Annotated in this window: 20 protein-coding genes; 2 read left to right on the top strand and 18 right to left on the bottom strand. The window is 66.4% G+C overall.

From position 1 onward, the window contains the following. From QZ749_RS02160 to QZ749_RS02115, 10 genes are all read right to left on the bottom strand, one after another. On the bottom strand, positions 1-768 hold the full coding sequence (locus QZ749_RS02160; protein WP_296942756.1) for an ABC transporter permease: 768 nt from the start codon (positions 766-768) through the stop codon (positions 1-3). Next, positions 765-1,697 carry an ATP-binding cassette domain-containing protein gene (locus QZ749_RS02155; RefSeq protein WP_296942754.1) on the bottom strand — a complete coding sequence of 311 codons (933 nt, stop codon included), beginning with the start codon at positions 1,695-1,697 and terminating at the stop codon, positions 765-767. The genes QZ749_RS02160 and QZ749_RS02155 overlap by 4 nt, the downstream gene beginning before the upstream one ends. 115 nt (positions 1,698-1,812) lie before the next feature. Beyond that, positions 1,813-2,412, bottom strand: coding sequence for a phospholipid-binding protein MlaC (locus tag QZ749_RS02150; protein ID WP_296942753.1), 600 nt, complete (start codon positions 2,410-2,412; stop codon positions 1,813-1,815). Further along, the gene (locus QZ749_RS02145) at positions 2,409-3,062 is read right to left on the bottom strand and encodes a phospholipid-binding protein MlaC (RefSeq protein WP_296942751.1); all 654 of its coding nucleotides are present in this window, start codon (positions 3,060-3,062) and stop codon (positions 2,409-2,411) included. Before QZ749_RS02145 ends, QZ749_RS02150 begins: the two co-directional genes overlap by 4 nt. A gap of 97 nt (positions 3,063-3,159) precedes the next feature. Further along, positions 3,160-3,435 carry a lipid asymmetry maintenance protein MlaB gene (locus QZ749_RS02140; RefSeq protein WP_296942749.1) on the bottom strand — a complete coding sequence of 92 codons (276 nt, stop codon included), beginning with the start codon at positions 3,433-3,435 and terminating at the stop codon, positions 3,160-3,162. 2 nt (positions 3,436-3,437) lie between these two features. Continuing rightward, positions 3,438-4,082, bottom strand: a complete 645-nt coding sequence (locus QZ749_RS02135; RefSeq protein WP_296942747.1) for a phospholipid-binding protein MlaC — start codon at positions 4,080-4,082, stop codon at positions 3,438-3,440. Between the two features lie 52 nt (positions 4,083-4,134). Continuing rightward, positions 4,135-5,022, bottom strand: coding sequence for a VacJ family lipoprotein (locus tag QZ749_RS02130; protein ID WP_296942745.1), 888 nt, complete (start codon positions 5,020-5,022; stop codon positions 4,135-4,137). Next, positions 5,019-5,492, bottom strand: a complete 474-nt coding sequence (gene mlaD / locus QZ749_RS02125) for an outer membrane lipid asymmetry maintenance protein MlaD (RefSeq protein WP_296942737.1) — start codon at positions 5,490-5,492, stop codon at positions 5,019-5,021. Before mlaD ends, QZ749_RS02130 begins: the two co-directional genes overlap by 4 nt. A gap of 31 nt (positions 5,493-5,523) precedes the next feature. Further along, positions 5,524-6,303: a lipid asymmetry maintenance ABC transporter permease subunit MlaE gene (gene mlaE / locus QZ749_RS02120; protein ID WP_296942731.1), complete on the bottom strand. Its 780-nt coding sequence runs from the start codon at positions 6,301-6,303 to the stop codon at positions 5,524-5,526. Further along, positions 6,303-7,106, bottom strand: coding sequence for an ABC transporter ATP-binding protein (locus QZ749_RS02115; protein ID WP_296942729.1), 804 nt, complete (start codon positions 7,104-7,106; stop codon positions 6,303-6,305). The genes mlaE and QZ749_RS02115 overlap by 1 nt, the downstream gene beginning before the upstream one ends. Positions 7,107-7,520: 414 nt before the next feature. On the opposite strand from QZ749_RS02115, the gene QZ749_RS02110 reads away from it, so the two are divergent. Next, complete coding sequence (locus tag QZ749_RS02110; protein WP_296942727.1) at positions 7,521-7,922, top strand: GtrA family protein; 402 nt, start codon at positions 7,521-7,523, stop codon at positions 7,920-7,922. Then, positions 7,907-8,983 carry a glycosyltransferase family 2 protein gene (locus tag QZ749_RS02105; protein WP_296942725.1) on the top strand — a complete coding sequence of 359 codons (1,077 nt, stop codon included), beginning with the start codon at positions 7,907-7,909 and terminating at the stop codon, positions 8,981-8,983. The genes QZ749_RS02110 and QZ749_RS02105 overlap by 16 nt, the downstream gene beginning before the upstream one ends. A 112-nt stretch (positions 8,984-9,095) precedes the next feature. On the opposite strand, the gene QZ749_RS02100 is transcribed toward QZ749_RS02105, so the two are convergent. From QZ749_RS02100 to QZ749_RS02065, 8 genes are all read right to left on the bottom strand, one after another. Beyond that, positions 9,096-10,871 (bottom strand): glycoside hydrolase family 16 protein, encoded by a 1,776-nt coding sequence (locus QZ749_RS02100; protein WP_296942723.1) that lies wholly within the window; start codon positions 10,869-10,871, stop codon positions 9,096-9,098. 275 nt (positions 10,872-11,146) lie between these two features. Then, complete coding sequence (locus QZ749_RS02095) at positions 11,147-12,610, bottom strand: glutamate synthase subunit beta (protein ID WP_296942721.1); 1,464 nt, start codon at positions 12,608-12,610, stop codon at positions 11,147-11,149. Between the two features lie 181 nt (positions 12,611-12,791). Continuing rightward, positions 12,792-17,528 carry a glutamate synthase-related protein gene (locus QZ749_RS02090; protein WP_296942719.1) on the bottom strand — a complete coding sequence of 1,579 codons (4,737 nt, stop codon included), beginning with the start codon at positions 17,526-17,528 and terminating at the stop codon, positions 12,792-12,794. A 401-nt stretch (positions 17,529-17,929) separates the two neighbouring features. Next, positions 17,930-18,631: a transposase gene (locus QZ749_RS02085; RefSeq protein ID WP_296942717.1), complete on the bottom strand. Its 702-nt coding sequence runs from the start codon at positions 18,629-18,631 to the stop codon at positions 17,930-17,932. Between the two features lie 73 nt (positions 18,632-18,704). Continuing rightward, a complete protein-coding gene (locus QZ749_RS02080) occupies positions 18,705-19,385 on the bottom strand; it encodes a response regulator transcription factor (protein ID WP_296942715.1) in 681 nt (226 codons plus the stop codon). A gap of 94 nt (positions 19,386-19,479) precedes the next feature. Next, positions 19,480-20,619: a PAS domain-containing sensor histidine kinase gene (locus tag QZ749_RS02075; RefSeq protein ID WP_296942713.1), complete on the bottom strand. Its 1,140-nt coding sequence runs from the start codon at positions 20,617-20,619 to the stop codon at positions 19,480-19,482. Between the two features lie 188 nt (positions 20,620-20,807). Further along, positions 20,808-23,927 (bottom strand): DEAD/DEAH box helicase, encoded by a 3,120-nt coding sequence (locus tag QZ749_RS02070; RefSeq protein WP_296942711.1) that lies wholly within the window; start codon positions 23,925-23,927, stop codon positions 20,808-20,810. 209 nt (positions 23,928-24,136) lie between these two features. Beyond that, on the bottom strand, positions 24,137-25,054 hold the full coding sequence (locus QZ749_RS02065; RefSeq protein WP_296942710.1) for a LysR family transcriptional regulator: 918 nt from the start codon (positions 25,052-25,054) through the stop codon (positions 24,137-24,139). Positions 25,055-25,059 lie beyond the last annotated feature (5 nt).

Raw genomic sequence — 25,059 nt, 5'->3', positions numbered from 1 at the left:
TCAGTGACGCAGCTTGTAGCCGCGACGGAGCATGTTGATGGCGACGGCGGCCAGGACCACGAAGAACACGGCGACGATGGCCAGGCTGGTCCAGGGCGAGACGTCCGACTTGCCGAAGAAACCGTAACGGAACCCGTCAATCATATAAAAGAACGGGTTGAAATGCGAGACTGCCAGCCAGAATGGCGGCAGTTTCTGGATCGAATAGAACACGCCGGCCAGAAACGTTGCAGGCATGATCAGGAAGTTCTGGAACGCGGCGAGCTGGTCGAACTTCTCGGCCCAGATGCCGGCGATCACGCCCATGGTGCCGAGGATGGCCGCGCCCAGCAGCGCGAACACGACGATCCACAGCGGCGCCGTGAAGCTCAGGTGGGCGAACCACGCGGTGATGATGAACACGCCGGCGCCGACGGCCAGGCCGCGCACGATCGAGGCGGCCACGTAGGCCGACAGGATTTCCCAGTGCGACAGCGGCGGCAGCAGGATGAACACCAGGTTGCCGGTGATCTTCGACTGGATCAGCGAGGACGAGGAGTTGGCGAACGCGTTCTGCAGCACGCTCATCATGACCAGGCCCGGGATCAGGAAGGAGGTGTAGGTCACGCCGTCCAGCATCTGCACCTTCCCTTCGAGCACGTGGCCGAAGATCAGCAGGTAGAGCATGGAGGTCACGACCGGCGCGGCCACGGTCTGCGTGGCCACCTTCCAGAAGCGCAGGATCTCCTTGTAGAACAGGGTGCGGAAACCCACGGAAAACAGGTTCATCGTGCGCCCTCCCCTTCCATGATCTGGATGAAGATGTCTTCCAGGTCGGCCTGCTGCAGCTGCATCTCGTCGATCTCGGCGCCGGCTTCGCGCAGGCGCGCCAGGATGCCCTCGACTTCGGCATACTCGTTCACGCGCAGCGTATAGGTGTTGCCGCCGTTGCCCTTGCCTTCGTCGTGCTCGTCGTGCGCGACCAGGTGGCGCAGCCCTTCCGGCAGGCGGCCCTGCTTGAGGTGCACGACCAGCGAGGACCCGGACACGCGGCGCAGCAGCCGCGACATGGTGTCCAGCGCCACCACGTTGCCGGTCTTGAGCATGGCCACGCGCTGGCACATGGCCTGCGCCTCTTCCAGGTAGTGAGTGGTCAGCACGACGGTATGGCCTTCGCGGTTCAGGCGCGCGATGAACTTCCACAGCGTCTGGCGCAGTTCGACGTCGACGCCGGCGGTCGGCTCGTCCAGCACGATCACGGGCGGCTTGTGCACCAGGGCCTGGGCCACCAGCACGCGCCGCTTCATGCCGCCCGACAGCGCGCGCATGTTGACGTCGGCCTTCGGCGTCAGGTCGAGGTTTTCCATCACCTCGTCGATCCACTTGTCGTTGTTCTTCAGGCCGAAGTAGCCGGACTGCAGGCGCAGCGTCTCGCGCACCGTGAAGAACGGGTCGAACACCAGTTCCTGCGGCACCACGCCGAGCTTCATGCGCGCCTGGCGCTGGTCGGTGACGACGTCGTGGCCGTGGATGCGGATGCTGCCCACGTCCGGGCGGATCAGGCCCGCGATGGTGGAGATCAGGGTGGTCTTGCCGGCGCCGTTGGGCCCGAGCAGGCCGAAGAACTCGCCTTGCTCGATGCTCAGGGAAACGCCCTTGAGGGCCTTGAAGCCCTTGTAGCTTTTCTCGACGCTATCTATCTGGATGGCTGCTGTCATGCGGTGGGATGGCCCGGGCGGGGATGGGCCGTGCAGGGAAACGAGCCATTATAGAAGAATTCCGGATTTCGGTCGGCGGCCGCCCCGGCCGCCGTCGCGGCCGGGGCGCGGCGCGTCAGTCCGGCGCGACGCCCAGCCTCGCGGCCAGGCCTTCCTTCTCCCTGCGCAGCCGGTCGCGCAGGCCGACGTATCCGTTGCGCTGCACCTCTTCCGCAAACGCTTGCTGGTAGCGCATGATGAACCACCCGCCCCCGGTCTTCAGGTCGTAGATGCGCCATCCCGACGGCGTGCGCGCAAGGCGGTAGTCGAGTGCGAGCGCCGCGCCGGCGGCGCCGGCGATGCGCGTGCGGACGATGGTGTCGGCATCGGCATCGGCATCGGCGTCGGCATCGCCGCTGCCGGCCGGCTCGACCTCGAGCGCGGCGCCGGCGCGCACCGGGAGCAGCGCCTCGACGTAGGTCAGCAGCATCAGCTGGCGGTATTCATGCGCGATCCGCATGCGCTGGTCCGGCGCGGCCTGGCGCCAGTAGCGGCCCGCGGTCAACTGCGTCGCGCGATCCCAGATGGTGTAAGGCAGGAAATGCTCCCATACCTTGCGCAGCAACGCTGCGGCATGCCCCGCCCGGCCGTCGGCATCGGCATCGATGGCCCGTGCCAGTGAGCCGATCGCCAGCCGGACCAGCGCTTCGGGCGTGTCCGTCCCGCTCGCGCTCATCGGCGCGACGCGGCCGGCAGGCCGCGTTCCCATTGGTGGTTACGCGCTTCCAGCCTGGACACCAGGCCATCGATGCCGCCCTTGGCGATCTCGGCCGCGAAACTGGATTTCATGCCGACGACCAGCCACCCGTCCGACAGGTCGAGGTCGTAGACCTTCCAGCCATAATGCGCCAGCTTTTCCAGGCGGTAATTGAAGACATGCAGGGCGCCGCCTGCCACCGGAACCTGCGAGCGCACCTCGATATCGTCGTCCTGGGGACCGCCGCGCGCGGGGAAGAACGTCGGCGTACCGTCCGCCGCCTGGGCCAGTGCATCGGCATACGCATGCACCACCAGCTTGCGGACCGCCGACACGAGGCGCATCTGCTGCTCCGGCGTCGCCTGGCGCCAGAAGCGGCCGACGGCAAGGGTCGTCATGTGCTGGAAATGGACATAAGGCAGGAAACGCTCCTCGACCAGGTCGGCGAGCTTGCGGCGATCGCCGGCGCGCAACGCGGGATCCGCCTTGACGGCATCGAGCATCCCCGTGAAGACGCGCTGGACCAGCGCATCGGGCGCCTCTTCGGCGGCCGCGGCCGGCGCGGCGATGATGACGCCGCCGGAACACGCCAGGGCGGCGGTGGCGACCAGGGATGCGATGGGCTTCATTGGGTCCTCGTCAGGAAGGTGTCGAAGCGACACCCTACAATGAACTCTTGCCCATCGTCAACAACAGCAGGCGCCGCACGGGCGCCGGGGCCGGCGCTCAGGCGCGGCCAAGCAATGCGTCGACGCCGTACAGCTTCGCCAGCGCCTCGACATTGGCCGGCACGTTGACGAACTTCAGGGCGCGCCCCTGGGCCTGGGCGCGGCGCTGCCACGCCAGCATCAGCGACAGGGCGGAGGAGTCGGCGGCCTTGACGCCGCCGAGGTCGAACACGGTCTCGCCGGCGGCGACCGCCGCGCAGCCCTGCTCCAGCGCCGCCTGGGCATTCTGGAAGGTCAGGGCGTCGAGCGAGAGCATGGGATTGGCTTCGGCCATGCTTATTTCTGCGGGGCGGCCAGCGGCTTGGCGGCCAGCTGCTGGTTGCGGTCGCGCAGCTTCTTGATCAGGCCGTCGATGCCGCCCTTCGAGATTTCCGAATTGAACGTGCTGGTATAGGTCTGGACCAGCCAGGCGCCCAGCACGTTCAGGTCATAGATCTTCCAGCCCTGCGGGCCCTTGGACAGGCGATAGTTCAGGGTGATCGGCTCGCCGCGGGTCACGTTGACCTGCGAACGCACTTCGACGTCGGTGTCGGCCGGGTCGGCGCGGAACGGCTTGAATTCGACGGTTTCGTTCTTGATCTGCGACAGCGCGCCCGAGTAGGTGTACACCAGCAGCGTGCGGAATTCCTCGGTCAGCTGCTGCTGCTGCTGCGGGGTGGCCTGGCGCCAGTGGCGGCCGGCGGCCTGCGCGGTCATCTTCTGCGAATCGACATAGGGCAGGATCTTGGAATTGACCAAGTCCATGATCTTCTGGCGGTTGCCGGCCTGGATGTCCTTGTCGGACTTGACGGTGTTGATGACGTCGTTGCTGATGCGCTTGACGAGCGCATCCGGCGCTTCCTGGGCGATGGCGGCCGGTGCCAGGACGCTGGCGGAGACGGCCACGGCGGCGGTCATGATCAGTTGTGCGATGGGTTTCATAATATCCTTCGTCGGTTGGGGCGGGCCGCCATGGCGGCCCCGCCTGCATTGTTCACTTCGTGGCCGGGGCGGGCGTCACGGGCGCCGGCACCGGCGGATTGTTCGGCGGCGAACCTTCCGGCGCCGCGGCCGGCGCGGCGGCGTCGCCGCTGCCGTCGTCCGGGGCCTGCGCTTTCTTGACACCCAGCTTTTCCTGCACTTTCTCGATGCGGTCGTGGATCTTCTCGGCCCGCTCCTGCGCCTTGTCGGTGTCCAGCACCTGGCTTTCGCGGCGCTGCAGGTAGCCATCGCGCAGGAACTCGTAGCGGTCGAGCGCGGCTTCTTCCAGCAGCGTCGAGGCATCCAGGACGCTGGCGCGCTGGTCGACGGCGCGCAGCACGATACCGCTGTTACGCCACGGCACGTCGTTCACGTGGGTCCACGGGTCCCCCCACCAGTCGCCCGGCAGCGCCGCGGTATCGCGGATCGTAGATGGGCCCAACAATGGCAACATCAAGTAGGGGCCGGCAGGCACGCCCCAGTAACCCAGCGTCTGGCCCAGGTCTTCGTTGTGCTTGCGCAGGCCGGCCGGGGTGGCGATGTCGAGCACGCCGCCCAGGCCCAGCGTCGAGTTGACGGCGAAGCGGGTCAGGTCGGAAAAGCCGTCCTGGCCCTTGAACTGGGCGAAGTTGTTCAGCGAGCTCCACAGGTCCGACAAGTTCCCGAAGAAATTGTTCACGCCGGTTTGCACGAAGCTCGGGGTGACTTTCTTGTAGACGGTGGCGGCCGGTTTCAGCGCGGTGCGGTCGACCGCGTCGTTGAAGCTGAACATCGCGCGGTTGAATTTCTCGAACGGATCGCGCGGATTGGTCGTGGCGCAGCCGCTGAGCAACAGGGCAACGCCGGCGGCCACTGCGAGGCCGCGCACGCGGAACTGTCCAGATGCGTTACGGGTCGTCATTTATCACCGTCCTTTCCGTCGGCTGCTTTGCTATAAATAAATTGGTTAATCAAGTCTTCGAGCACGGCCGCCGACTGCGTGCGGGTGATGCGGTCGCCCTCGACCAGGTTGTTGGTATCGCCGCCGGCTTCGATGCCGACGTACTGTTCGCCCAGCAGGCCCGAAGTCAGGATCTTCAGCGAGCTATCCTTCGGAAACTTGTAGGCCGGCTCCAGGTCGAGGCGCACGTTCGCCTGGAAGGTCTTGTCGTCGAAGGAAATCGCACCGACCCGTCCCACCACCACGCCCGCGCTCTTGACCGGGGATTGCGGCTTGAGGCCGCCGATGTTGTCGAACCGGCCCGTGACCGCATACGTCTTGCTGAACGAAATCGTGCTCATGTTACCGGCTTTCAGTGCCAGGAATAGGAGCGCCAGCGCACCCAACAGGACAAACAGTCCGACCCAGACGTCAATAGATTTGCGATGCATAAGTTTTCCTAATATATAACGCTGATTTTAATCACTTATTAAACATCAACGCCGTCATGATGAAGTCCAGGCCCAGCACCATCAACGATGCCACGACGACGGTGCGGGTGGTCGCGCGCGACACGCCCTCCGGCGTCGGTTTCGCCTCGTAGCCCTGGAACAGGGCGGTGAAGGTGACGGCGATGCCGAACACCAGGCTCTTCAGGACACCATTCATGACATCGCGCCGCACGTCGATGTTGGCCTGCATCTGCGACCAGAACGCGCCCTCGTCGACGCCGATCAGCTGCACGCCGACCAGGTAGCCGCCGATCACGCCGATGGCCGAGAACACGGTCGCCAGCACGGGCATGGCGATCAGGCCGGCCCAGAAGCGCGGCGCCAGCACGCGCTGGATCGGGTTGACGGCCATCATTTCCATCGCGGCGAGCTGCTCGCCCGCCTTCATCAGGCCGATCTCGGCCGTCAGCGAGGTGCCGGCGCGGCCGGCGAACAGCAGCGCCGTCACCACCGGACCCAGTTCGCGCAGCAGCGACAGCGCCACCAGCTGGCCGAGCTTTTCCTCGGCGCCGAACTGGCTCAGCGTGTAATAGCCCTGCAGGGCCAGCACCATGCCGACGAACAGGCCCGACACGACGATGATCAGCAGCGAGTAGTTGCCGATGAAATGGATCTGTTCCGAGATCAGGGTCGGCCGGCGCAGGGCGCCGGGCGCCCGCGCCAGCAGCTTGACGAAGGAACGGGCGACGAAGCCGATGCGCGCGAACATGTCGAGCACCAGGCCGCCGATAAAGCCGAGCAAGTTAGTCATCACTTCCGGCCTCCCAGGCCCAGGTCTTCGGCCAGCGACTTGCCGGGGTAGTGGAACGGCACCGGGCCGTCCGGCTGGTTGTTGATGAACTGGACGACGTACGGGTCGGTCGAGCGGCGCAGGTCTTCCGGCGTGCCCTCGGCCACGATGCGGCCCGACGCCATGAAGTACACGTAGTCGGCGATGGCGAAGGTTTCGTTCACGTCGTGCGAGACCAGGATCGAGGTCGAGCCCAGCGCATCGTTCAGGTTGCGGATCAGGTTGGCGGTCACGCCCATCGAGATCGGGTCGAGGCCGGCGAACGGCTCGTCGTACATGATCAGTTCGGGGTCGAGCGCGACGGCGCGGGCCAGCGCCACGCGGCGCGCCATGCCGCCCGAGATCTCGTTCGGCTTGAGCTGCTGCGCATTGCGCAGGCCCACGGCGTTCAGGCGCATCAGCACCAGGTCGCGGATCAGCTCTTCCGGCAGCTCGGTGTGCTCGCGCAGCGGGAAGGCCACGTTCTCGAACACGGTGAGATCGGTGAACAGGGCGCCGAACTGGAACAGCATGCCCATCTTGCGGCGCAGGCGGTAGACGCCTTCGGTATCGAGCTGGTTGATGACCTCTCCATTGATGGAGACGGTGCCCTGCTGCGGCCGGATCTGGCCGCCGATCAGGCGCAGCACCGTGGTCTTGCCACAGCCGGAACCGCCCATCACGGCAACCAGCTTACCGCGCGGGAAATCCATGCGCAGGTTCGACAGGATGGGGCGATCTCCATACGAAAAATGCAGATCGCGGATTTCGACGAGGTTGGACACGGTGAACTTGCCTATATTGAGAATCTCATATTGTAGTGCAGAAAGGGCAAGGCCTGCTGGAGACGCCCGATTTCCGGCGCTGTTATCGACGTGATATTACAACACTAATGAACGAAAAGTCAGATATCCGGCGGCGTAAGTGCTTGTTTTTAATAAATTATGCATACACCGACCAGTGTACTTTATTGATCCATATTAACAGTTCTTTACGGAAACTACCATCGCGGCACGACGCGCCGGTATCGCGCCACGCTGCGTCGTCGGAAGGGCGCGCATCGAGCGTGCCGGCACGTCGCCGCCGCCCGCGCGACGCCCCGCGCACGATAGCTGTGAGCTTATTTGCAAGAGGTTAAAATAATGTCGAGGCTTCCTTGCATGAATGTAACATTTTGCGGTAGTTCAAACGAACACACTATGGTCCGTTCATACAGTCCTTCCACCAGCCGCTTCGTCGGCACGCAATTCGCCAAGTTCGCCGCCGTCGGCGGCCTCGGCACGGGATTGCACTACCTGGTACTGGTCGTGCTGGTCACGCTGCTGCACGTGGCCCCGGGCCGCGCGGCGTTCGCCGGCGCCGCGGCCGGGGCCTGCCTCGTCTACCTGCTCAACCGCCGCTACACCTTCGCCAGCGACGCGGACCATCGCCGTACCCTGCCCCGTTTCGTGGCGCTTGCCGTGGCCGGCGCGCTGCTCAACGGGCTCCTGGTGGGACTGCTGAGCGGTGCCGGCCTGCACTTCCTGCTGGCCCAGGTCGTCGCCACGGCGGTGGTCCTCGTCATCAATTTCATCGTGAGCAAGACATGGATATTCCGTTAGCTACGCCGGCGCCGGAGCATCCCGCGCTCAGTCCGCGCCCGCCCGGCACGATGCCCAGCATTTCGGTGGTCGCGCCCGCCTATAACGAAGAGGAAGTGCTGGAAATATTCCATCGCCGCGTCACCGACGTGCTCGCCGGCCTGGGTTGCCAGTACGAGATCGTGCTCGTCAACGACGGCAGCCGCGACCGCACGCTGGCGCTGATGCACGCGCTGCGCGAACGCGATCCGCACCTGACCGTGATCGACCTGTCGCGCAACTTTGGCAAGGAAATCGCGCTCAGCGCGGGGCTGGACCATACCAAGGGCGACGTCGTCATCGTGCTCGATTCCGACCTGCAGGATCCGCCGGAACTGATCCCGCAACTGCTGGACGCCTGGCGCGAAGGCTATGACGTCGTGTACGGCATGCGCGCCGAGCGCGACGGCGAGACATGGTTCAAGAAATTCACCGCCCACCATTTCTACAGTGTCATCAAGAAAGTCAGCCGGGTCGAGATCCCGCGCGACACGGGCGACTTCCGCCTGATGTCGCGCCGCGCGGTGGAAGCGCTGGGCAAGCTGCGCGAGGAACACCGCTTCATGAAGGGCTTGTTCGCCTGGGTCGGCTTCCCTTCCCGGCCGCTGCTGTACCGGCGCGACCCGCGCGCCGCCGGCAACACCAAGTGGAATTACTGGAAGCTGTGGAACTTCGCCATCGAGGGCATCACCTCGTTCACGGTGGCGCCGCTGAAAGCGAGCACTTACCTCGGCCTGGTCGTGGCGGTGCTGTCGCTGATGTACGCGGTATTCGTGATCTGGAAGGCGCTCATGTATTCCGACCCGGTGCGCGGCTATCCCTCGTTGATGACGGTGATCCTGTTCCTGGGCGGCGTGCAGCTGATCTCGGTGGGCCTGCTGGGGGAATACGTCGGGCGCATCTACAACGAGGTCAAGCGGCGCCCGCTGTACCTGGTGAACCGCCTGCTCGATTCGGAACTGCCGGGGGAATTCAGCAACCGGCGCGAACGGCGCCAGCAGGCCAGGCCGGGGTCGTCGCCGTTGCAGCGGGTGAGTCACTAAAGAAGGACCGTGGGTGGACGGCTGCGCCGTCCACCCGTTCAACCATCTTTCGATTTGTCGTGCGATATGTCCCCCGTCGCGTATCACCGCGTGGACGGGGGACCCGTCCACCCTACTGCATCGTGTAGCTCTGCTGCGCCGTGTCCACCGCGAAGTTACGCGCGGTATCCCAGTAGGTAAAACTGTAGCGCACCACGTCGCCGCTCTTCAGGCCGCCGGCGACATAGGTATTGGTGCTGCCGTCCAGGCGCATGCGCACGTTCAGCTGCGCGCCGTTGTTGACGGTGTAGTGCACGTCGGCCCAGCCGCCGGTGGTGGTGGCGAATTGCAGCGTCGTCGCCGACAGTTGCGTCACCGAGGTCGGGCCGGACGGCGGCGGCGGGGTGGTCGTCGTCGTGCCGGCATCCCAGACGATGTCGTCGATCGCGAACTGGAACGTGGACGCCGGCAGGCGGTTGGCGTCGCTCGAGATCATGAAGACGTCGAGGATCGACTGCAGCGCCACCTTCGGCCCGATCAGCGTCGAGACGGGAATCGTCGCCGTGGCCCAGTCGCCGTTGCGCACCAGGCCATAGGCCGTCGTGTTCGCCGGGAAGCTGACCCAGTTCTGGTTCGTGTAGGTGTCGCCGATGCCGATATTGAACGCGACGTTCGCCGGGATCTTGATGCGGAAGCGCATCGTGCCGTTGCGGTAGTTGGTCAGGTCACGGGCCTGGCGCGCCTGGATGCCGCCGCCCCACCACTGGTTCGGCGCCGTGTAGGCCCAGGCGATCACGTTGCTGCCTTCGTACGGCGCGGTCGTGCCGGCGCCGCTGGACGCGCCGTTCCACAGGAAGATGTCGGAACTGGTGCCCGCCACCAGCTTGGCGTTGACGGCCGTGGTGTCGGTGAACACGCCGAACTTGCCGGCCACTTCCGGCACGGTCTGGTTGCCCAGCTTGACCGCGCCCTTGCCGTCGAGCTGGTAGACGCGCACGTAGTCGACGTAGGTCGTGGCCGGCAGCGCCGCCGTGACCTGTTCCGGCGTGGCGGCGTCGGTGAAGTTGCCGCCCACGGCCATGTTCAGCAGCAGGTAGAACGGCGCCTGCAGCGCGGTCGAGTTCACCGGCAGCGGCGCATCGTACATGTTCCGCTCGACGCCGTTGTCGACGGTGGTGAAGCGCATCTCGCTCTCGGTCCAGTACAGGCGGTAGGTGACGAAGCGGTTGGCCAGCGAGGTGGCCGGCACGTACCAGTTCTTGGTCTGCCAGGCGGTAGAGGCGGCGCAGCTCTCGTTGCCGGGCACGCAGGCGGCCTGCTGCCAGGTGATCACGTTGGAACCGACGAAGTTGTTGGCCGACGGGTTGCCGCCGGCCGCCGCGCGGCTGGACGCCTTGTGGCCCATCTCCATGATGTCGATCTCGCCGTTGCGCGGCCAGGTCTGCGCGCTGGTGCCCAGCAGCCAGGCGGCCGGCCAGAGGCCGGTGGTCAGGTTCGGCGTCGCCATCCGGATCTCGATCATGCCGTACTGCACCTGCACCTTGTTGTGGCTCTCGACCTTGCCGGACGTGAAGGCATTGCTGCCCACGGTCTGGCGCTGGGCGCGCAGCGCCAGCGCCCGCGTGCCCGGCTCGAACGGCACGTCCGCGATGGAGACATTGTTCGGGCTGTAGTACTGCAGCTCGGCATTGCCGTTGCCGCACAGGTTCGGGCAACCGTTGCCGTCGATGACATTCCACGTCGCCGTGTCGACGCTGGCGCCGTTGAATTCCTCCGACCACAGCAGCTGGCCGATGACGGGATTGGTGACGCTGGCGCAGGCCTGCGCGCCCGCCGCCAGCAGGACGCCGGCCAGCAGGATCTGGAAAGGTTTCCGATTCGGTTGATGCTGATCGTTCTCGTTATTCACATCGACTCCTCTGTTCACTCCAAAGAAAATGCAGGCGGTCCCTTGCACTGCGCTGGGACGGACTGCGGCGCGCCGGCTCGGTTGCCGGTCTCGAATGGGACTTGCGGAAGCGAAAATTGGAAACGTTTCCAATACAGATGTGAAAAATATAGGCCTATTTGTAAAATCCGTCAAATCGAAATGCGTGAAGTGTTTGCGTTTGCGCAAACGTTTGGGATGCGCAAATGCAAAACGGCCCGGGGAGACCGGGCCGTCCTGAAGGCGGGCGGTGCGGATCAGCGCGGCAGGTCCGACGTCCCCATCAGGAACGCGTCGACGGCGCGGGCGCACTGGCGTCCCTCGCGGATCGCCCACACGACCAGCGACTGGCCGCGGCGCATGTCGCCGGCGGTGAAGACCTTCGGCACCGAGGTATGGTAGCTGCTCTCGCCGTCGACGGTGGCGCGCACGTTGCCGCGCGCATCCTTCTGCACGCCGAAGGCGTCCAGCACCTGTTGCACCGGCGAGACGAAGCCCATGGCCAGCAGCACCAGGTCGGCCTTGATCTCGAATTCCGAATCCGGCACTTCGGTCATCTTGCCGTCCTTCCATTCGACGCGGCAGGCGATCACCTTCTCGACCTTGCCGCCCTTGCCTTCGAAGCGCTTGGTGGCGACGGCGAAATCGCGCTCGCAGCCTTCCTCGTGCGAGGACGAGGTGCGCAGCTTGGTCGGCCAGTACGGCCACACCAGCGGCTTGTTCTCGTGTTCCGGCGGCATCGGCATCAGTTCGAACTGGGTGACGCCGGCGGCGCCGTGGCGGTTCGACGTGCCCACGCAGTCGGAGCCGGTGTCGCCGCCGCCGATCACGACGACGTGCTTGCCGGTGGCCTTGATCTGGTCCTTGACCTTGTCGCCGGCGTTCACGCGGTTCTGCTGCGGCAGGAATTCCATCGCGTAATAGACCCCCTTCAGCTCGCGGCCCGGCACCGGCAGGTCGCGCGGCTGCTCGGCGCCGCCGGCCATGACGACGGCGTCGAAGTCCTTGGCCAGGTCTTCCGGGAAAATGGTCTCGCGCGCCATGTTGCTGACGGCGGTCGGGAAATCCTTGCCGATCAGCGTGCTGGTGCGGAAGGTCACGCCCTCGGCCTGCATCTGCTCGACGCGGCGGTCGATCAGGCCCTTTTCCATCTTGAAGTCGGGGATGCCGTAGCGCAGCAGGCCGCCGATGCGGTCGTTCTTCTCGAACACCGTCACGTCGTGGCCGGCGCGCGCCAGCTGCTGGGCGGCGGCCAGGCCGGCGGGACCGGAACCCACGATCGCGACCTTCTTGCCGGTCTTGCTGGCGGCCGGCTGCGGCACGATCCAGCCGTGTTCCCAGCCTGCGTCGGCGATCTTGCGCTCGATCGACTTGATGCCGACCGGCTCGTCGTTGATGCCCAGCGTGCAGGCGGCTTCGCACGGCGCCGGGCAGATGCGGCCCGTGAATTCCGGGAAGTTGTTCGTGGAATGCAGGTTCTCGACGGCGTAGCGGAAATTGCCGTGGTAGACGAGGTCGTTCCAGTCCGGGATCTGGTTGTTGACGGGGCAGCCGGTATTGCAGAACGGGATGCCGCAATCCATGCAGCGCGCGCCCTGGACCTTGGCTTGCGCGTCGGTCAGGGTGATGGTGAATTCCTTGTAGTTCTTGAGGCGGGCGGCGGGTTCCAGGTGGTCTTCTTCCTGGCGCTGGAATTCCATGAAGCCGGTGATCTTACCCATGAGTGTTCCTTCTTTTGTGGGGGCGCTGGGCCTGTCGTATTCGTATTCTGTGTGGTCCGCGGGATGCATGCGGAGCAGCTTCGGTGGGGAAATTGGATCCCCGCCTGCGCGGGGACGACGGTGAATCAAGCGCTAACGCACGCACGTCGCCCCGGCGCAGGCCGGGGTCCAATTTCGCTCATCAAGCAGCCAGCTCGATCTTGTCGTTGGCTTCTTCCATGCTGCTGTTGTGCATCTCTTCCAGCGCGCGCTTGTACTCGGTCGGGAAGACCTTGACGAACTTGCCGCGGCTGGTCGCCCAGTCGTCCAGCAGGTTGCGCGCGCGGGTGGAGCCGGTGTGCTTGAAGTGACGCTCGATCAGGCGCTTCAGGATCGCCTCGTCGGACTCGCGCTCGCCGTTGCGGGTCTGCGCGTGCCAGGTCGCCTTGTGGCCGCCCTGTTCCTTGGTCGAGAGCACGCGCTCGAGCGCCACCATGGCGGTGTTGCACTTCTGCTCGAACTCGCCCTTCGGATCGTAGACGTAGGCCACGCCGCCCGACATGCCCGCCGCGAAGTTGCGGCCGGTGTCACCCAGCACGACGATGGTGCCGCCGGTCATGTATTCGCAGCCGTGGTCGCCCACGCCCTCGACGACGGCGGTGGCGCCCGAGTTGCGCACCGCGAAGCGTTCGCCCGCGACGCCGTTCAGGAAGGCTTCGCCGGAAATCGCGCCGTACAGCACCGTGTTGCCGACGATGATGTTATCCACCGCCCAGCCGCGGAATTCCGTGTTCGGCCGCACGATGATGCGGCCGCCCGACAGGCCCTTGCCGACGTAGTCGTTGCCCTCTCCCACCAGGTCCAGCGTGATGCCGTGGGCCAGGAAGGCCCCGGCCGACTGGCCCGCCGTACCCTGCAGCTGGATGTGGATGGAATCGTCCGGCAGGCCGGCGTGGCCGTAGCGCTTGGCGACCTCGCCCGACAGCATGGCGCCGACGGTACGGTTCAGGTTCTTCACCGGCGAGATGAACGAGACGCGCTCGCCCTTTTCCAGCGCCGGTTTCGCCTGCGCGATCAGTTTGTGGTCCAGCGCGCGGTCCAGGCCGTGGTCCTGGGCTTCCGTGTGCAGCAGCGCGCGCAGGTCGTTCACCTTGGGCTGGTAGAAGATATTGCTGAAGTCCAGGCCCTGCGCCTTCCAGTGGCCGATGGCACGGCTCTTGTCGAGCAGGTCGGCGCGGCCGATCAGTTCGTCGTACGTGCGGATGCCGAGCTGGGCCATGAGCTGGCGCGCTTCCTCGGCCACGAAGAAGAAGTAATTGACCACGTGCTCCGGCTTGCCCTGGAACTTGGCGCGCAGCACCGGGTCCTGGGTGGCGACGCCGACCGGGCAGGTATTCAGGTGGCACTTGCGCATCATGATGCAGCCTTCGACGACCAGCGGCGCGGTGGCGAAACCGATCTCGTCGGCGCCCAGCATGGCGGCGATGACGACGTCGCGGCCGGTCTTCATCTGGCCGTCGGCCTGCACGCGGATGCGGCTGCGCAGGCCGTTCAGCACCAGCGTCTGCTGCGTTTCGGCCAGGCCCAGTTCCCACGGCGTGCCGGCGTGCTTGACCGAGGACAGCGGCGAGGCGCCGGTGCCGCCGTCGTGGCCGGCCACGACCACGTGGTCGGCCTTGGCCTTCGAGACGCCGGCGGCGACGGTGCCGATGCCCACTTCCGACACCAGCTTCACGGAGATCGAGGCGCGCGGGTTGGCGTTCTTGAGGTCGTGGATCAGCTGGGCCAGGTCCTCGATCGAATAGATGTCGTGGTGCGGCGGCGGGGAGATCAGGCCGACGCCCGGCACCGAGAAGCGCAGCGAGGCGATGTACTCGGACACCTTGTGGCCCGGCAGCTGGCCGCCCTCGCCCGGCTTGGCGCCCTGCGCCATCTTGATCTGGATCTGGTCGGCCGAGTTCAGGTACTCGGCGGTGACGCCGAAGCGGCCCGACGCCACCTGCTTGATCTTCGAGCGCAGCGAATCGCCGTCCTGCAGCGGAATGTCGGCGACGACGCGGTCGTTGCCCAGGATCGAGGCCAGGGTCTCGCCCTTGCTGATCCTGATGCCCTTGAATTCGTTCACGTAGCGCAGCGGGTCTTCGCCGCCCTCGCCGGTATTGCTCTTGCCGCCGATGCGGTTCATCGCGATGGCCAGCGTGGCGTGCGCCTCGGTCGAGATCGAGCCCAGCGACATCGCGCCGGTGGCGAAGCGCTTGACGATCTCCTTGGCCGGCTCGACCTCGTCCAGCGGGATGGCCTTCGCCGGATCGATCTTGAACTCGAACAGGCCGCGCAGCGTCAGGTGGCGCTTGTTCTGGTCGTTGATCAGCTGCGCGTATTCCTTGTAGGTGTTGAAGTTGTTGGCGCGGGTCGCGTGCTGCAGCTTGGCGATGGCGTCCGGCGTCCACAGGTGGTCTTCGCCGCGCACGCGGTAGGCGTACTCGCCGCCGACGTCCAGGCTGTTGGCCAGGACCGGGTCCTTGCCGAAGGCCAGCGCGTGCAGGCGCAGCGCCTCTTCCGCCACTTCGAACAGGCCGATGCCTTCGACGGCCGACGAGGTGCCCTTGAAGTACTTGTCGACCAGCGACTTGTTCAGGCCGACGGCTTCGAAGATCTGGGCGCCGCAGTACGACATGTAGGTCGAGATGCCCATCTTCGACATCACCTTCATCAGGCCCTTGCCGATCGCCTTGGTGTAGTTGTAGTGGACCTTCTCCACCGCGCGCTCTTCGAACTCCTTGTGCGGCAGCGCATGCGCCAGCTCGGCCAGCGTTTCCAGCGCCAGGTACGGGTGCACGGCCTCGGCGCCGTAGCCCGCCAGCAGCGCGAAGTGGTGGGTCTCGCGGGCCGAGCCGGTCTCGACGACCAGGCCGGTCGACGCGCGCAGGCCGCGCATCACCAGGTGCTGGTGGATGGCGGACGTGGCCAGCAGCGCGGGAATCGCGACCTGCTCCGACGACAGCGCGCGGTCCGACACGATCAGGATGTTGTGGCCGGACTTCACGGCGTCGACGGCTTCCGCGCACAGCGAGGCCAGCGACGCCTCGATGCCTTCCTTGCCCCAGGCGACCGGGTAGCAGATGTTCAGCTCGTAGGACTTGAACTTGCCGCCCGTGTGCAGGCTGATGTTGCGCAGGCGCGCCATGTCGTCGAAGCCGATGACCGGCTGCGACACCTCGAGGCGCATCGGCGGGTTGACGTTGTTGGTGTCCAGCAGGTTCGGCTTCGGACCGATGAAGGACACCAGCGACATCACCATCGCTTCGCGGATCGGGTCGATCGGCGGGTTGGTCACTTGCGCAAACAATTGTTTGAAATAGCTGTACAAAGGTTTGAGCTTGTTCGACATCACCGCCAGCGGCGAATCGTTGCCCATCGAGCCCGTGGCTTCCTCGCCCAGTACGGCCATCGGCGCCATCAGGAACTTCAGGTCTTCCTGGGTATAGCCGAACGCCTGCTGGCGGTCGAGCAGCGACAGCGCCGCCTTCTCGCCCGCCGCCGGCGCGTCCTTGGCGCGGTTGCCCGCGAGCTGGGATTCCGACAGCTTGATTTCGTTGAGCTTGATGCGCACCGACTTGATCCAGGCTTTATACGGCTTGGCGTTCGAGTAGGTGTCCTTGAGTTCCTTGTCGTCGATGATGCGGCCGGCTTCCAGGTCGATCAGGAACATCTTGCCCGGCTGCAGGCGCCATTTCTTGACGATGCGCGATTCGGGGATCGGCAGCACGCCCGATTCCGAGGCCATCACGACCAGGTCGTCGTCGGTGACGACGTAGCGCGCCGGACGCAGGCCGTTGCGGTCCAGCGTGCCGCCGATGTGGCGGCCGTCGGTGAACGCCATGGCGGCCGGGCCGTCCCACGGTTCCATCATCGCGGCATAGTATTCGTAGAAGGCGCGGCGATTGTCGTCCATCATCGTGTGGTTTTCCCACGCTTCCGGAATCATCATCATCATCGCCTGGGCGATCGGATAGCCGGCCATGACCAGCAGTTCGAGCGCGTTGTCGAAGCAGGCGGTGTCGGACTGGCCTTCGTAGATCAGCGGGAACAGTTTATTGAGGTCGTCGCCCAGGACGGCCGACTTCATGACGCCTTCGCGCGCGCGGGTCCAGTTGAAATTGCCCTTGACCGTGTTGATCTCGCCGTTGTGGGCGATCAGGCGGTACGGGTGGGCCAGCGGCCATTCCGGGAAGGTGTTGGTCGAGAAGCGCTGGTGCACCAGCGACAGCGCCGACACGCAGCGCGGGTCCTGCAGGTCCTTGTAGTAGACGCCGACCTGGTCGGCCAGCAGCAGGCCTTTATAGACGATGGTGCGCGCCGACATCGACGGCACGAAGAATTCCTTGCCGTGGTTCAGGCGCAGGGCCTGGATCGCGTGGCCCGACGACTTGCGGATCACGTACAGCTTGCGCTCGAGCGCGTCGGTGACCATCACGTCCGGGCCGCGGCCGATGAAGATCTGGCGGATCACCGGCTCCTTGGCGCGCACGGTCGGGGACATCGGCATGGTCTCGTCGACCGGTACGTTGCGCCAGCCCAGCACGACCTGGCCTTCGGCGCGCACGGCGCGCTCGATTTCCTGTTCGCAGGCGATGCGCGAGGCGTTTTCCTTCGGCAGGAAGATCATGCCGACGCCGTACTCCCCCGGCGGCGGCAGCTCGACGCCCTGCTTGCCCATCTCGTCGCGGAAGTACTGGTCCGGGATCTGGATCAGGATGCCCGCCCCATCGCCCATCAGCGCATCGGCGCCGACGGCGCCCCGGTGGTCGAGGTTCTTCAGGATCAGGAGACCCTGCTCGATGATGGAATGGCTCTTGTTGCCCTTGATGTGGGCGATGAAGCCGACGCCGCACGCGTCGTGTTCATTGGCTGGATCGTACAAACCTTGGGCAATCATGGGGGCTCCGCAGCATTTTAGGAATATTGAAAGTCGAGAATAGAGCAGACCTCGGTAAACTTCAACAACAATAAATAGGGTCGGAGTCGAATTAAATTCGATTTATGATCGGCAAAAATTAATCGGGGACAGAGTAAAAGAGCACCTCGGCGGCCGGCCGGAAGGGATCCGGCCGCCACCGTCACGATGGGGATCGCCTCGATCGCCATGTCGGGACTGGTCATGGAATCTGGTAGCTGGATTGCGCAACAGTGCGCGCATGCTGCGTTCTTGTGGTTGCCTGAAGACGCCCGCAGCGTCGCGGAAGCCGGGCCGCGCAGTAGCCGCGCGCGATGGATCGACGGCAGGCGCGACGAATGGCGGGACCGTCGCCCCGGCGCAGCCCGCGGCGACGTACCGCGTCAGGCGGCTTCCGGCTTGGCCTTGAACGGCCGGCCGCGCTTGGCCGGCAGCACCTGGCGCCTGGTCTTGCGTTCCAGGTCGAGCATGAATGCCTGCGAGCCGAGCACCCCGCCCTTGCCGACCGCCGCGTCGATGGCCGCCAGCTCGTCCATGGACAGGCCCTGCTGCACCAGCGCCAGGTAGGCGGCCTCGCGCTGGAACGGGGTATTCCCCAGGGCCCAGTAGCGCGCATGGTCGGTGACCAGGGAATCCGGCCGCACGCCGGCATGGTGGGCGTGGCTGGACCACGGATGCTCCAGCGGCGCCGACACCGCCTGGCTGCGCACCGGATGCAGTTCGAGGTAGCACATGCAGGGCAGCAGGTACTGCTCGGGGTCGAGCGGCGCGGTGCGGAAGCGCCCGCCGAACAGCGTGCCCGAGCGGCCGTACTTGGTGTTGAACCAGGGGACGTACAGGCGCCCGACCTTCTGCATCATCGCCGCCAGCCCCTCCTCGTCGAAGGGCGTGGCCAGCAGGTGCAGGTGGTTCGGCATCAGTACCCAGGCATGGACGGCGACCCGGTACGCCTTGGCGGCCTCTTTCAGCCAGCCGAGGAAACGGGTGCGGTCCTCGTCGTCGCGGAAGATGGGCTGGTTGTCGTTGCCGCGCTGGACGACGTAGTGCGGCTGCTGCGGCAGGATCAGGCGGGACTGGCGGGCCATGGCGGGGAAATCCGGGTCGAAACCCGGGATTCTAGCGCAGGCGGCCGACCCTGTCCCCGATTATGGCGCCGCTTCAGGACAGCGTGAATCCGGCCGACAGGCTGTAGCCTTCGCCGTAGGCGCTGCGCAGCGGCAGGTCCTGGCCCAGGCCCGTCTTGGCCTTCTTGCGCAGCCGGTAGACCAGCATGTCGACGCGGCGGCTCGCATCCGGATCGTCGCCGCCCATGCCGGCCACGATCACCTGGCGCGGCACCGGGCGGGTATTGATGGTCAGGAGGTGCAGGAAGTTGCACTCCTTTTCGGTCAGGTCGATCACCTTGCCCATCAACTCGAGCTGGCGCGCCGAGACGCGCAGCGTCCACTTGATGGGCGCCGGGGCCGGCTCGGCCGGGCGCACGCGGCGGTCGAGCGCCTCGATGTGGGCGGCCAGTTCGGGGAACTTGATCGGCTTGGTGAGATAGTGGTCGGCACCCAGGCGCAAGCCGAGGATGCGGCTGTCGAACGCGACCCGGCCGGTCAGCACCAGCAGCCCGATCTCGGGATACAGCTGGCGCATGCGCGGGATGACGTTGAACCCGTCCTCGTCCGGCAGCCCGAGGTCGAGCACCACGACGGCGGCCGGGGTGCGCGTCAGCGCCGCCCACATTTCGCTGGCGGTGGTCGCGATCGTGACGTCGTGGCCGAGCTCCTTGAGGAACTCGGCCATGTCGCCGGCGTATTCGCCATTGTCTTCAACAATCAGTATTTGCGTCATGGGTTGGCCATGTTTCTCTTATTACGTTGTTCCCGCTGGAGCGCACGGCTCACGATATTGTCGGGCGGCTACCCGTCGCGCTTTGATTATCATGTCAGCCCTGTCCGGAAGCAAGCGTCTCCGGAAACCTTTCCGTATCACGCGGCATGGGAAGCCACAGGCGAAAGACGGCGCCCGGCCCGTCCTGCGCGGCCGCATGCGTGAGCGCGCCGCCATGCACCTCGACGACGGCGCGCGCCATGTACAGTCCCAGTCCGCTGCCCGGGAGGCCGGCCGCGTTCGCGCCACGGTAGCCCTTGTCGAAGATGCGCGCGGCGTCCTGTTCCGGCACGCCCGGGCCGGCATCGGCCACGACCAGCTCGACGCCGTGCTCGGCCAGGCCCCCCCCGATGCGCAGCGGCGTGCCGGGCGGGCTGTAGCGCAGGGCATTGTCGAGCAGGACCTTCAGGACCAGGCGCAGCCCGGCCGGGTCGGCGCGCAGCTGCGCCGGCAGCGCACCGGCATCGAACGCGACCGGGCGGCCGGCCACGCGCGCCTGCGCCACCAGCTCTTCCAGCAGCAGGCGCGGCGCCACGCGATCGGCGCGGCGCTGCCCGCCCGCCTCGAGCATGCGGTCCGGCGACAGGTACTCGTCCAGCATCGCGATCAGGCGGTCGGTCGCCACGGCGATCTTGCGGTAGCGCGCGCGCGTCGCCTCGTCGGCCTTCGCGCCGGTCGCTTCCAGGCGCTGGATGGCGCCGTCGATGGTCGACAGCGGCGTGCGGAATTCATGGTTCAGCATGCTGGCGAAGTGCTTGCGCTCCAGCGCGCGCGCGCGGCGCTCCGACTGGTCGCGCACGATGCCGGCCAGCGCGCGCACCTGGCCCGCCTCGTCCAGCAGCAGCGTCGAGATCACCTCGATGGGCACCTCGCGCCCGTCCGGACGGCGCAGCACGAACTCGCGCACCACGCGCAGGCGCGAGCCGTCGCCGGCGGCGAAGCGGCGCAGCCGCTCATCCAGGCCGGCGCACAAGGGGCGCAGCGGTCCTTCGGGGTCATCGGCGAACTGCGCGCGCACGTCGTCGGCGCTGTAGCCGAGCATGGCGTCGATGCCGGGGCTGACGTAGGCGGGCAGGCGGGTGGCGCAGTCGACCAGGAAGGCGAGGTCGCCGCCCAGCTCGGCGATGGTGCGGAAAGCGTCGGCGCTCGCGGGTCCTTCCTGGCTGGACGGCAGAAGGGATGCACTGCGGTTCATGGGCTTTCCGATGTGGATTGATTACGGACAATGTGCTGCCGCAAGTATAGTGCCCGCTCATCCATTTTGTATAGACGACGTCCTCTATACGTTGCGTGGATCACGCGCCCTGCATACGGATCACGGCAGCATCAAAAAAAAAGCCCCCGCGCGGGCGGAGGCGATGGCGCTACCGGAAGCGGCACGGGTCAAGCGTCGTCCAGCGGCGCGAAGATCGCCTGCAGGTCTTCCTGCGTCAGCGCCATCTTCTGCGATTCGCCTTCGGCCAGGATCGACTGCGCTAGTTCCGACTTCTTCTGCTGCAGCAGCTGGATCTTTTCTTCCAGCGTGCCCTTGGCGATCAGCTTGTACACGAACACCGGCTTGTCCTGGCCGATGCGCCAGGCGCGGTCGGTGGCCTGGTTCTCGGCCGCCGGGTTCCACCACGGGTCGTAGTGGATCACGGTGTCGGCCGCCGTCAGGTTCAGGCCGACGCCGCCGGCCTTCAGGCTGATCAGGAAGATCGGCACGGCGCCCTGCTGGAACGCGGCCACCTGGGCCGAGCGGTCGCGCGTCTCGCCGGTCAGGATCGCGTAGGGGATCTTGCGCGCCTCCAGCTCTTCCTCGATCAGGCCGAGCATGCTGGTGAACTGCGAGAACACCAGGATCTTGCGGCCTTCGCCCAGCAGGTCGTCGACCATCTGCATCAGGTCGGTCAGCTTGGCCGAGACGGCTGCCGTGTTCTTCTTGGCCGGCATCGCCTTCACCAGGCGCGGGTCGCAGCAGACCTGGCGCAGCTTCAGGAGCGCCTCCAGGATCACGATCTGGCTGCGCGCCACGCCCTTGCGGTCGATTTCCTCGCGCACCTTCTTGTCCATCGCCAGGCGCACGGTCTCGTACAGGTCGCGCTGCGGGCCGCTGATCTCGATGCGGCGGATCATCTCGGTCTTTTGCGGCAGTTCCTTCGCCACGTTGTCCTTCGTGCGGCGCAGCAGGAAGGGCTTGATGCGGCGGTTCAGCAGCGTGCGGCGCACCGGGTCGTCCTGGCGCTCGATCGGGTGGCGGAACTGGGTATTGAAGGTCTTTTCGTCGCCCAGCAGGCCCGGCAGCAGGAAGTGGAACTGCGACCACAGCTCGCCCAGGTGGTTTTCCAGCGGCGTGCCGGACAGGCACAGGCGGTGGCGCGCGTTCAGCGAGCCGGCCGTCTGGGCCGCCTTGGAGCGGGTGTTCTTGATGTAGTGCGATTCGTCCAGGATGACCAGGTGGTACTCGTGCTCGCGCAGCTTTTCCTCGTCGCGCGGCAGCAGCGCGTAGGTGGTCAGCACGATGTCGGCCTTGTCGATCTCGTCGAACAGGTCCATGCGCTCCTTGCCCTGCAACAGCAGCACCTTCAGGCTGGGGGCGAAGCGCGCGGCTTCTTCCATCCAGTTGGCCATCAGGCTGGTCGGGGCGATCACCAGCGCGGGATTGGTGAGGCGGCCCGCTTCCTTCTCGGTCAGGATGTGGGCGATGGTCTGCACCGTCTTGCCCAGGCCCATGTCGTCGGCCAGGATGCCGCCCAGATCGTATTCGCGCAGGAACTGCATCCAGGCCAGGCCGTCGAGCTGGTAGTCGCGCAAGCTGGCCTGCAGGCCCTTGGGCGCCTCCACCTTCTTGACCTTGCCGAACTGGCTCAGCTTGCGGCCGGTCTCGCGCAGGCGCTCGCCGCCGGTCCAGGTGAACGCGGCGCCGCGCGCCAGTTCCTCGAGGCGCGCCGCGTCCAGCGTCGACAGGCGCACCCGGTCCTTGATCTTGTCGTTGAAGTACAGCTCGCCCAGCGTCGACAGGATCGGCTTGACGCGCCCCCAGGGCAGCGCCACGCGCAGGCCGTCGGGCAGCGTGGCCAGCATCTGGTCGGCTTCCTGGTGCACCGCCAGCACGTCCGGATTGAAGTCGAGCGGCGCGCTGCGGATCAGCTGCACCAGCACCGGCAGCAGCGGCACGCGCTTCCTGGCCACCACGATGCCCAGCTCCAGCTCGAACCAGGCATTGCCGGCCTCGGGCGGCTCGTCGATCTCGGCATACCAGTCTTCGACCGGCACCACGTCGTAGCGGTACTTGGGCGACTTCTGCACGTGCCAGCCGAGGTCGGACAGCGCGTCGAGCTCGTTTTCGGCAAAGCGCAGCCAGTGCGCCTGGCTATCCAGCAATTGCGCGCCAGCCAATGCCGACAGCGGTGCCGTGACGGGTTTGTGGAAACCGATCTCTTGCAGCATGTCGAGCGCGGCGGCTTCGAAGGCTTCGTTGCGCTGGATGACTTCGGTGACCTCGCCGATCTGGCGCACCACGCGCTGGGCCGGGTCGAACGAAATGCGCTGGCCGTCGTAGTCGAACGACAGCACGGCGAAATCCTGCCAGCGCTGGGTCGTGCCGTCGGCCACCTGCAGCGCATCCAGCAACAGGTGTGGCTGCGGCTTCACGTCGGTGCGGATGCGCTGCGTGAGCGGCTGCGGCAGCGGCATCAGTTGCTGCAGGCCGTGCGCCAGCAGCAGTTGCGACACGCGCTTCTTGTCGGTGCCGGTGAGCAGCGGCGCCTGCGACACCAGCGCCTGCAGGTCGGCCAGCGAGATGTCGATGCCGCCGCGGTTCAGGGACAGCGGACCGCAGGACAGGTTGTCGATGTACCACGGCGGATCGGTCGGCAGCATGTAGTCGACCAGGTCGGCGCCCGGGTGCGTGGCGCCCTTGGCCGGCTCCACCGACCAGCCCAGCTTGGCGCTGCGGCCTTCGTCGCGCCACGTGAGGTTGGCTTCGCGCACCGGACCGGCCTGCAGCGGGTACAGCAGGCCGTTGCCCATGTCGGACCAGGAGTTCGCCCACAGCAGCTTGCCCTGCGCGAGCAGCATCTGCAGCAGGATCGCGCCGACCTTGCCCTTGGGCTCGGTCGCGCTGGTGCTCTGGTTCGAGCCGCTGCGCATCGCGATGAAGAAGCGCACCAGGTCCTCGTCGTCGCCTTCGAGGTAGCTGGGCGGCGCCGACAGCAGCGAGAACACCTCGCCGACCGGGCTGGCCGCGGCGACGTCGCCGTTCGGACGCAGGCGAGCCTTGCACAGGCAGATCGCGACGTGGCGGCCGCCGCTGGTGGGGGCCATGACATAAACGAATTTGTACTGGACCGCCTTGGGGTCGGCGAGTTCGGCGGTCAGCTTGGGTTGCGGATGCGCTGCCGCTTCGACCCTTTGCAGCCAGCTCAACACCGGTGCGGGCAGGGCCGGGGCACGGGCCGGGGCGGACGTCCGGGCCGGAGGTGCGTCGCTGGTGTCGTCGCGGTGAAAATCAACTGTGTGCATGGGTCTCACGAGTCCGAATTTGAAAAAACAACAATTCCTATTATCCGCCATGCGACCCCTACTGTTTTGTTCGGAATCGCACGTAGCAGTGAAAACTTTACGGGCCGAAAGGAGTAGAAGTTACACGCTAGCGGGCGTCTTTGCCAGCCCCCGGCGCGGCATTTTTCGCATCGCCCCCCTCGGGAAAGACGCTTTGCCGGGTGCCCGCCTCACCGCGTCACCAGGCGCCAGTCCGGCGCGGCCAGGTGGCGCGCGAAGAATTCGGCCAGCGCCTCGACCTTGGCCGGCCGCGTGCGCGCCGACGGCGTGACGAAGTACAGGCCGCCGCGCGCCATCGCCCAGTCGTCCAGGATCGTCGCCAGGCGACCGTCGCGCACGTACTCGGCGGCGATGAATTCCGGGAACTCGGCGATCGCCATGCCCGCCAGCACGGTCGGCAGCAGCGCGTCGGCATTCGTCACGCGCAGCGGCCCGGACGGCTTGACGTCGATCGTCTCGCCCGCGCGCGTGAAGCGCCAGGTATCGATGCGGGAGCGATGGCAATAGCCCAGGCAGGCATGGTCGTCCAGGTCGGCAGGATGGCGTGGCGTGCCGAAGCGCTCCAGGTAGGCGGGCGCCGCCACGAGGACCTGGGCGACCGGGCACAGCTTTTTCGCCACCAGCGAGGAGTCGGGCAGCACGGCGATGCGCAGCGCGGCGTCGAAGCCCTGGCCGACCAGGTCGACCGTGGCGTCGCTCAGGTACAGGTCGACCGACACGTCCGGGTACTCCCGGAAGAACGCCGGCAGCAGCGGCGCCACCCAGCGCATCCCGAAGGACATCGGCACGGCCAGGCGCACCAGGCCGCGCGGGCGCGCCGACAGTTCGCGCGCGGCGCCCTCGACCTGCTCGGCTTCGTGCAGCACGCGCAGCGCGCTGTCGGCGACGGTGCGGCCGAACTCCGTCAGCGCCAGCTGGCGCGATGTGCGGTTGAGCATGCGCGCGCCGAGGCGCTCCTCGAGCCGGGCGACGGCGCGCGACACCGTCGCCACCGACACGCCGAGCGCGCGCGCGGCCGCCGCGAACGAACGCTCCTCGGCCACCTTGGCGAACATCGCCAGTCCTTCGAAGTCGGGCAGTGTCGACATGTCTC

Origin of the sequence: uncultured Massilia sp., assembly GCF_913773735.1 — a bacterium.
Classification (GTDB): domain Bacteria; phylum Pseudomonadota; class Gammaproteobacteria; order Burkholderiales; family Burkholderiaceae_D; genus Telluria.
Note: the sequence above shows the minus strand (reverse complement) of the source record. Positions and strands in the feature narration are given on the sequence as shown.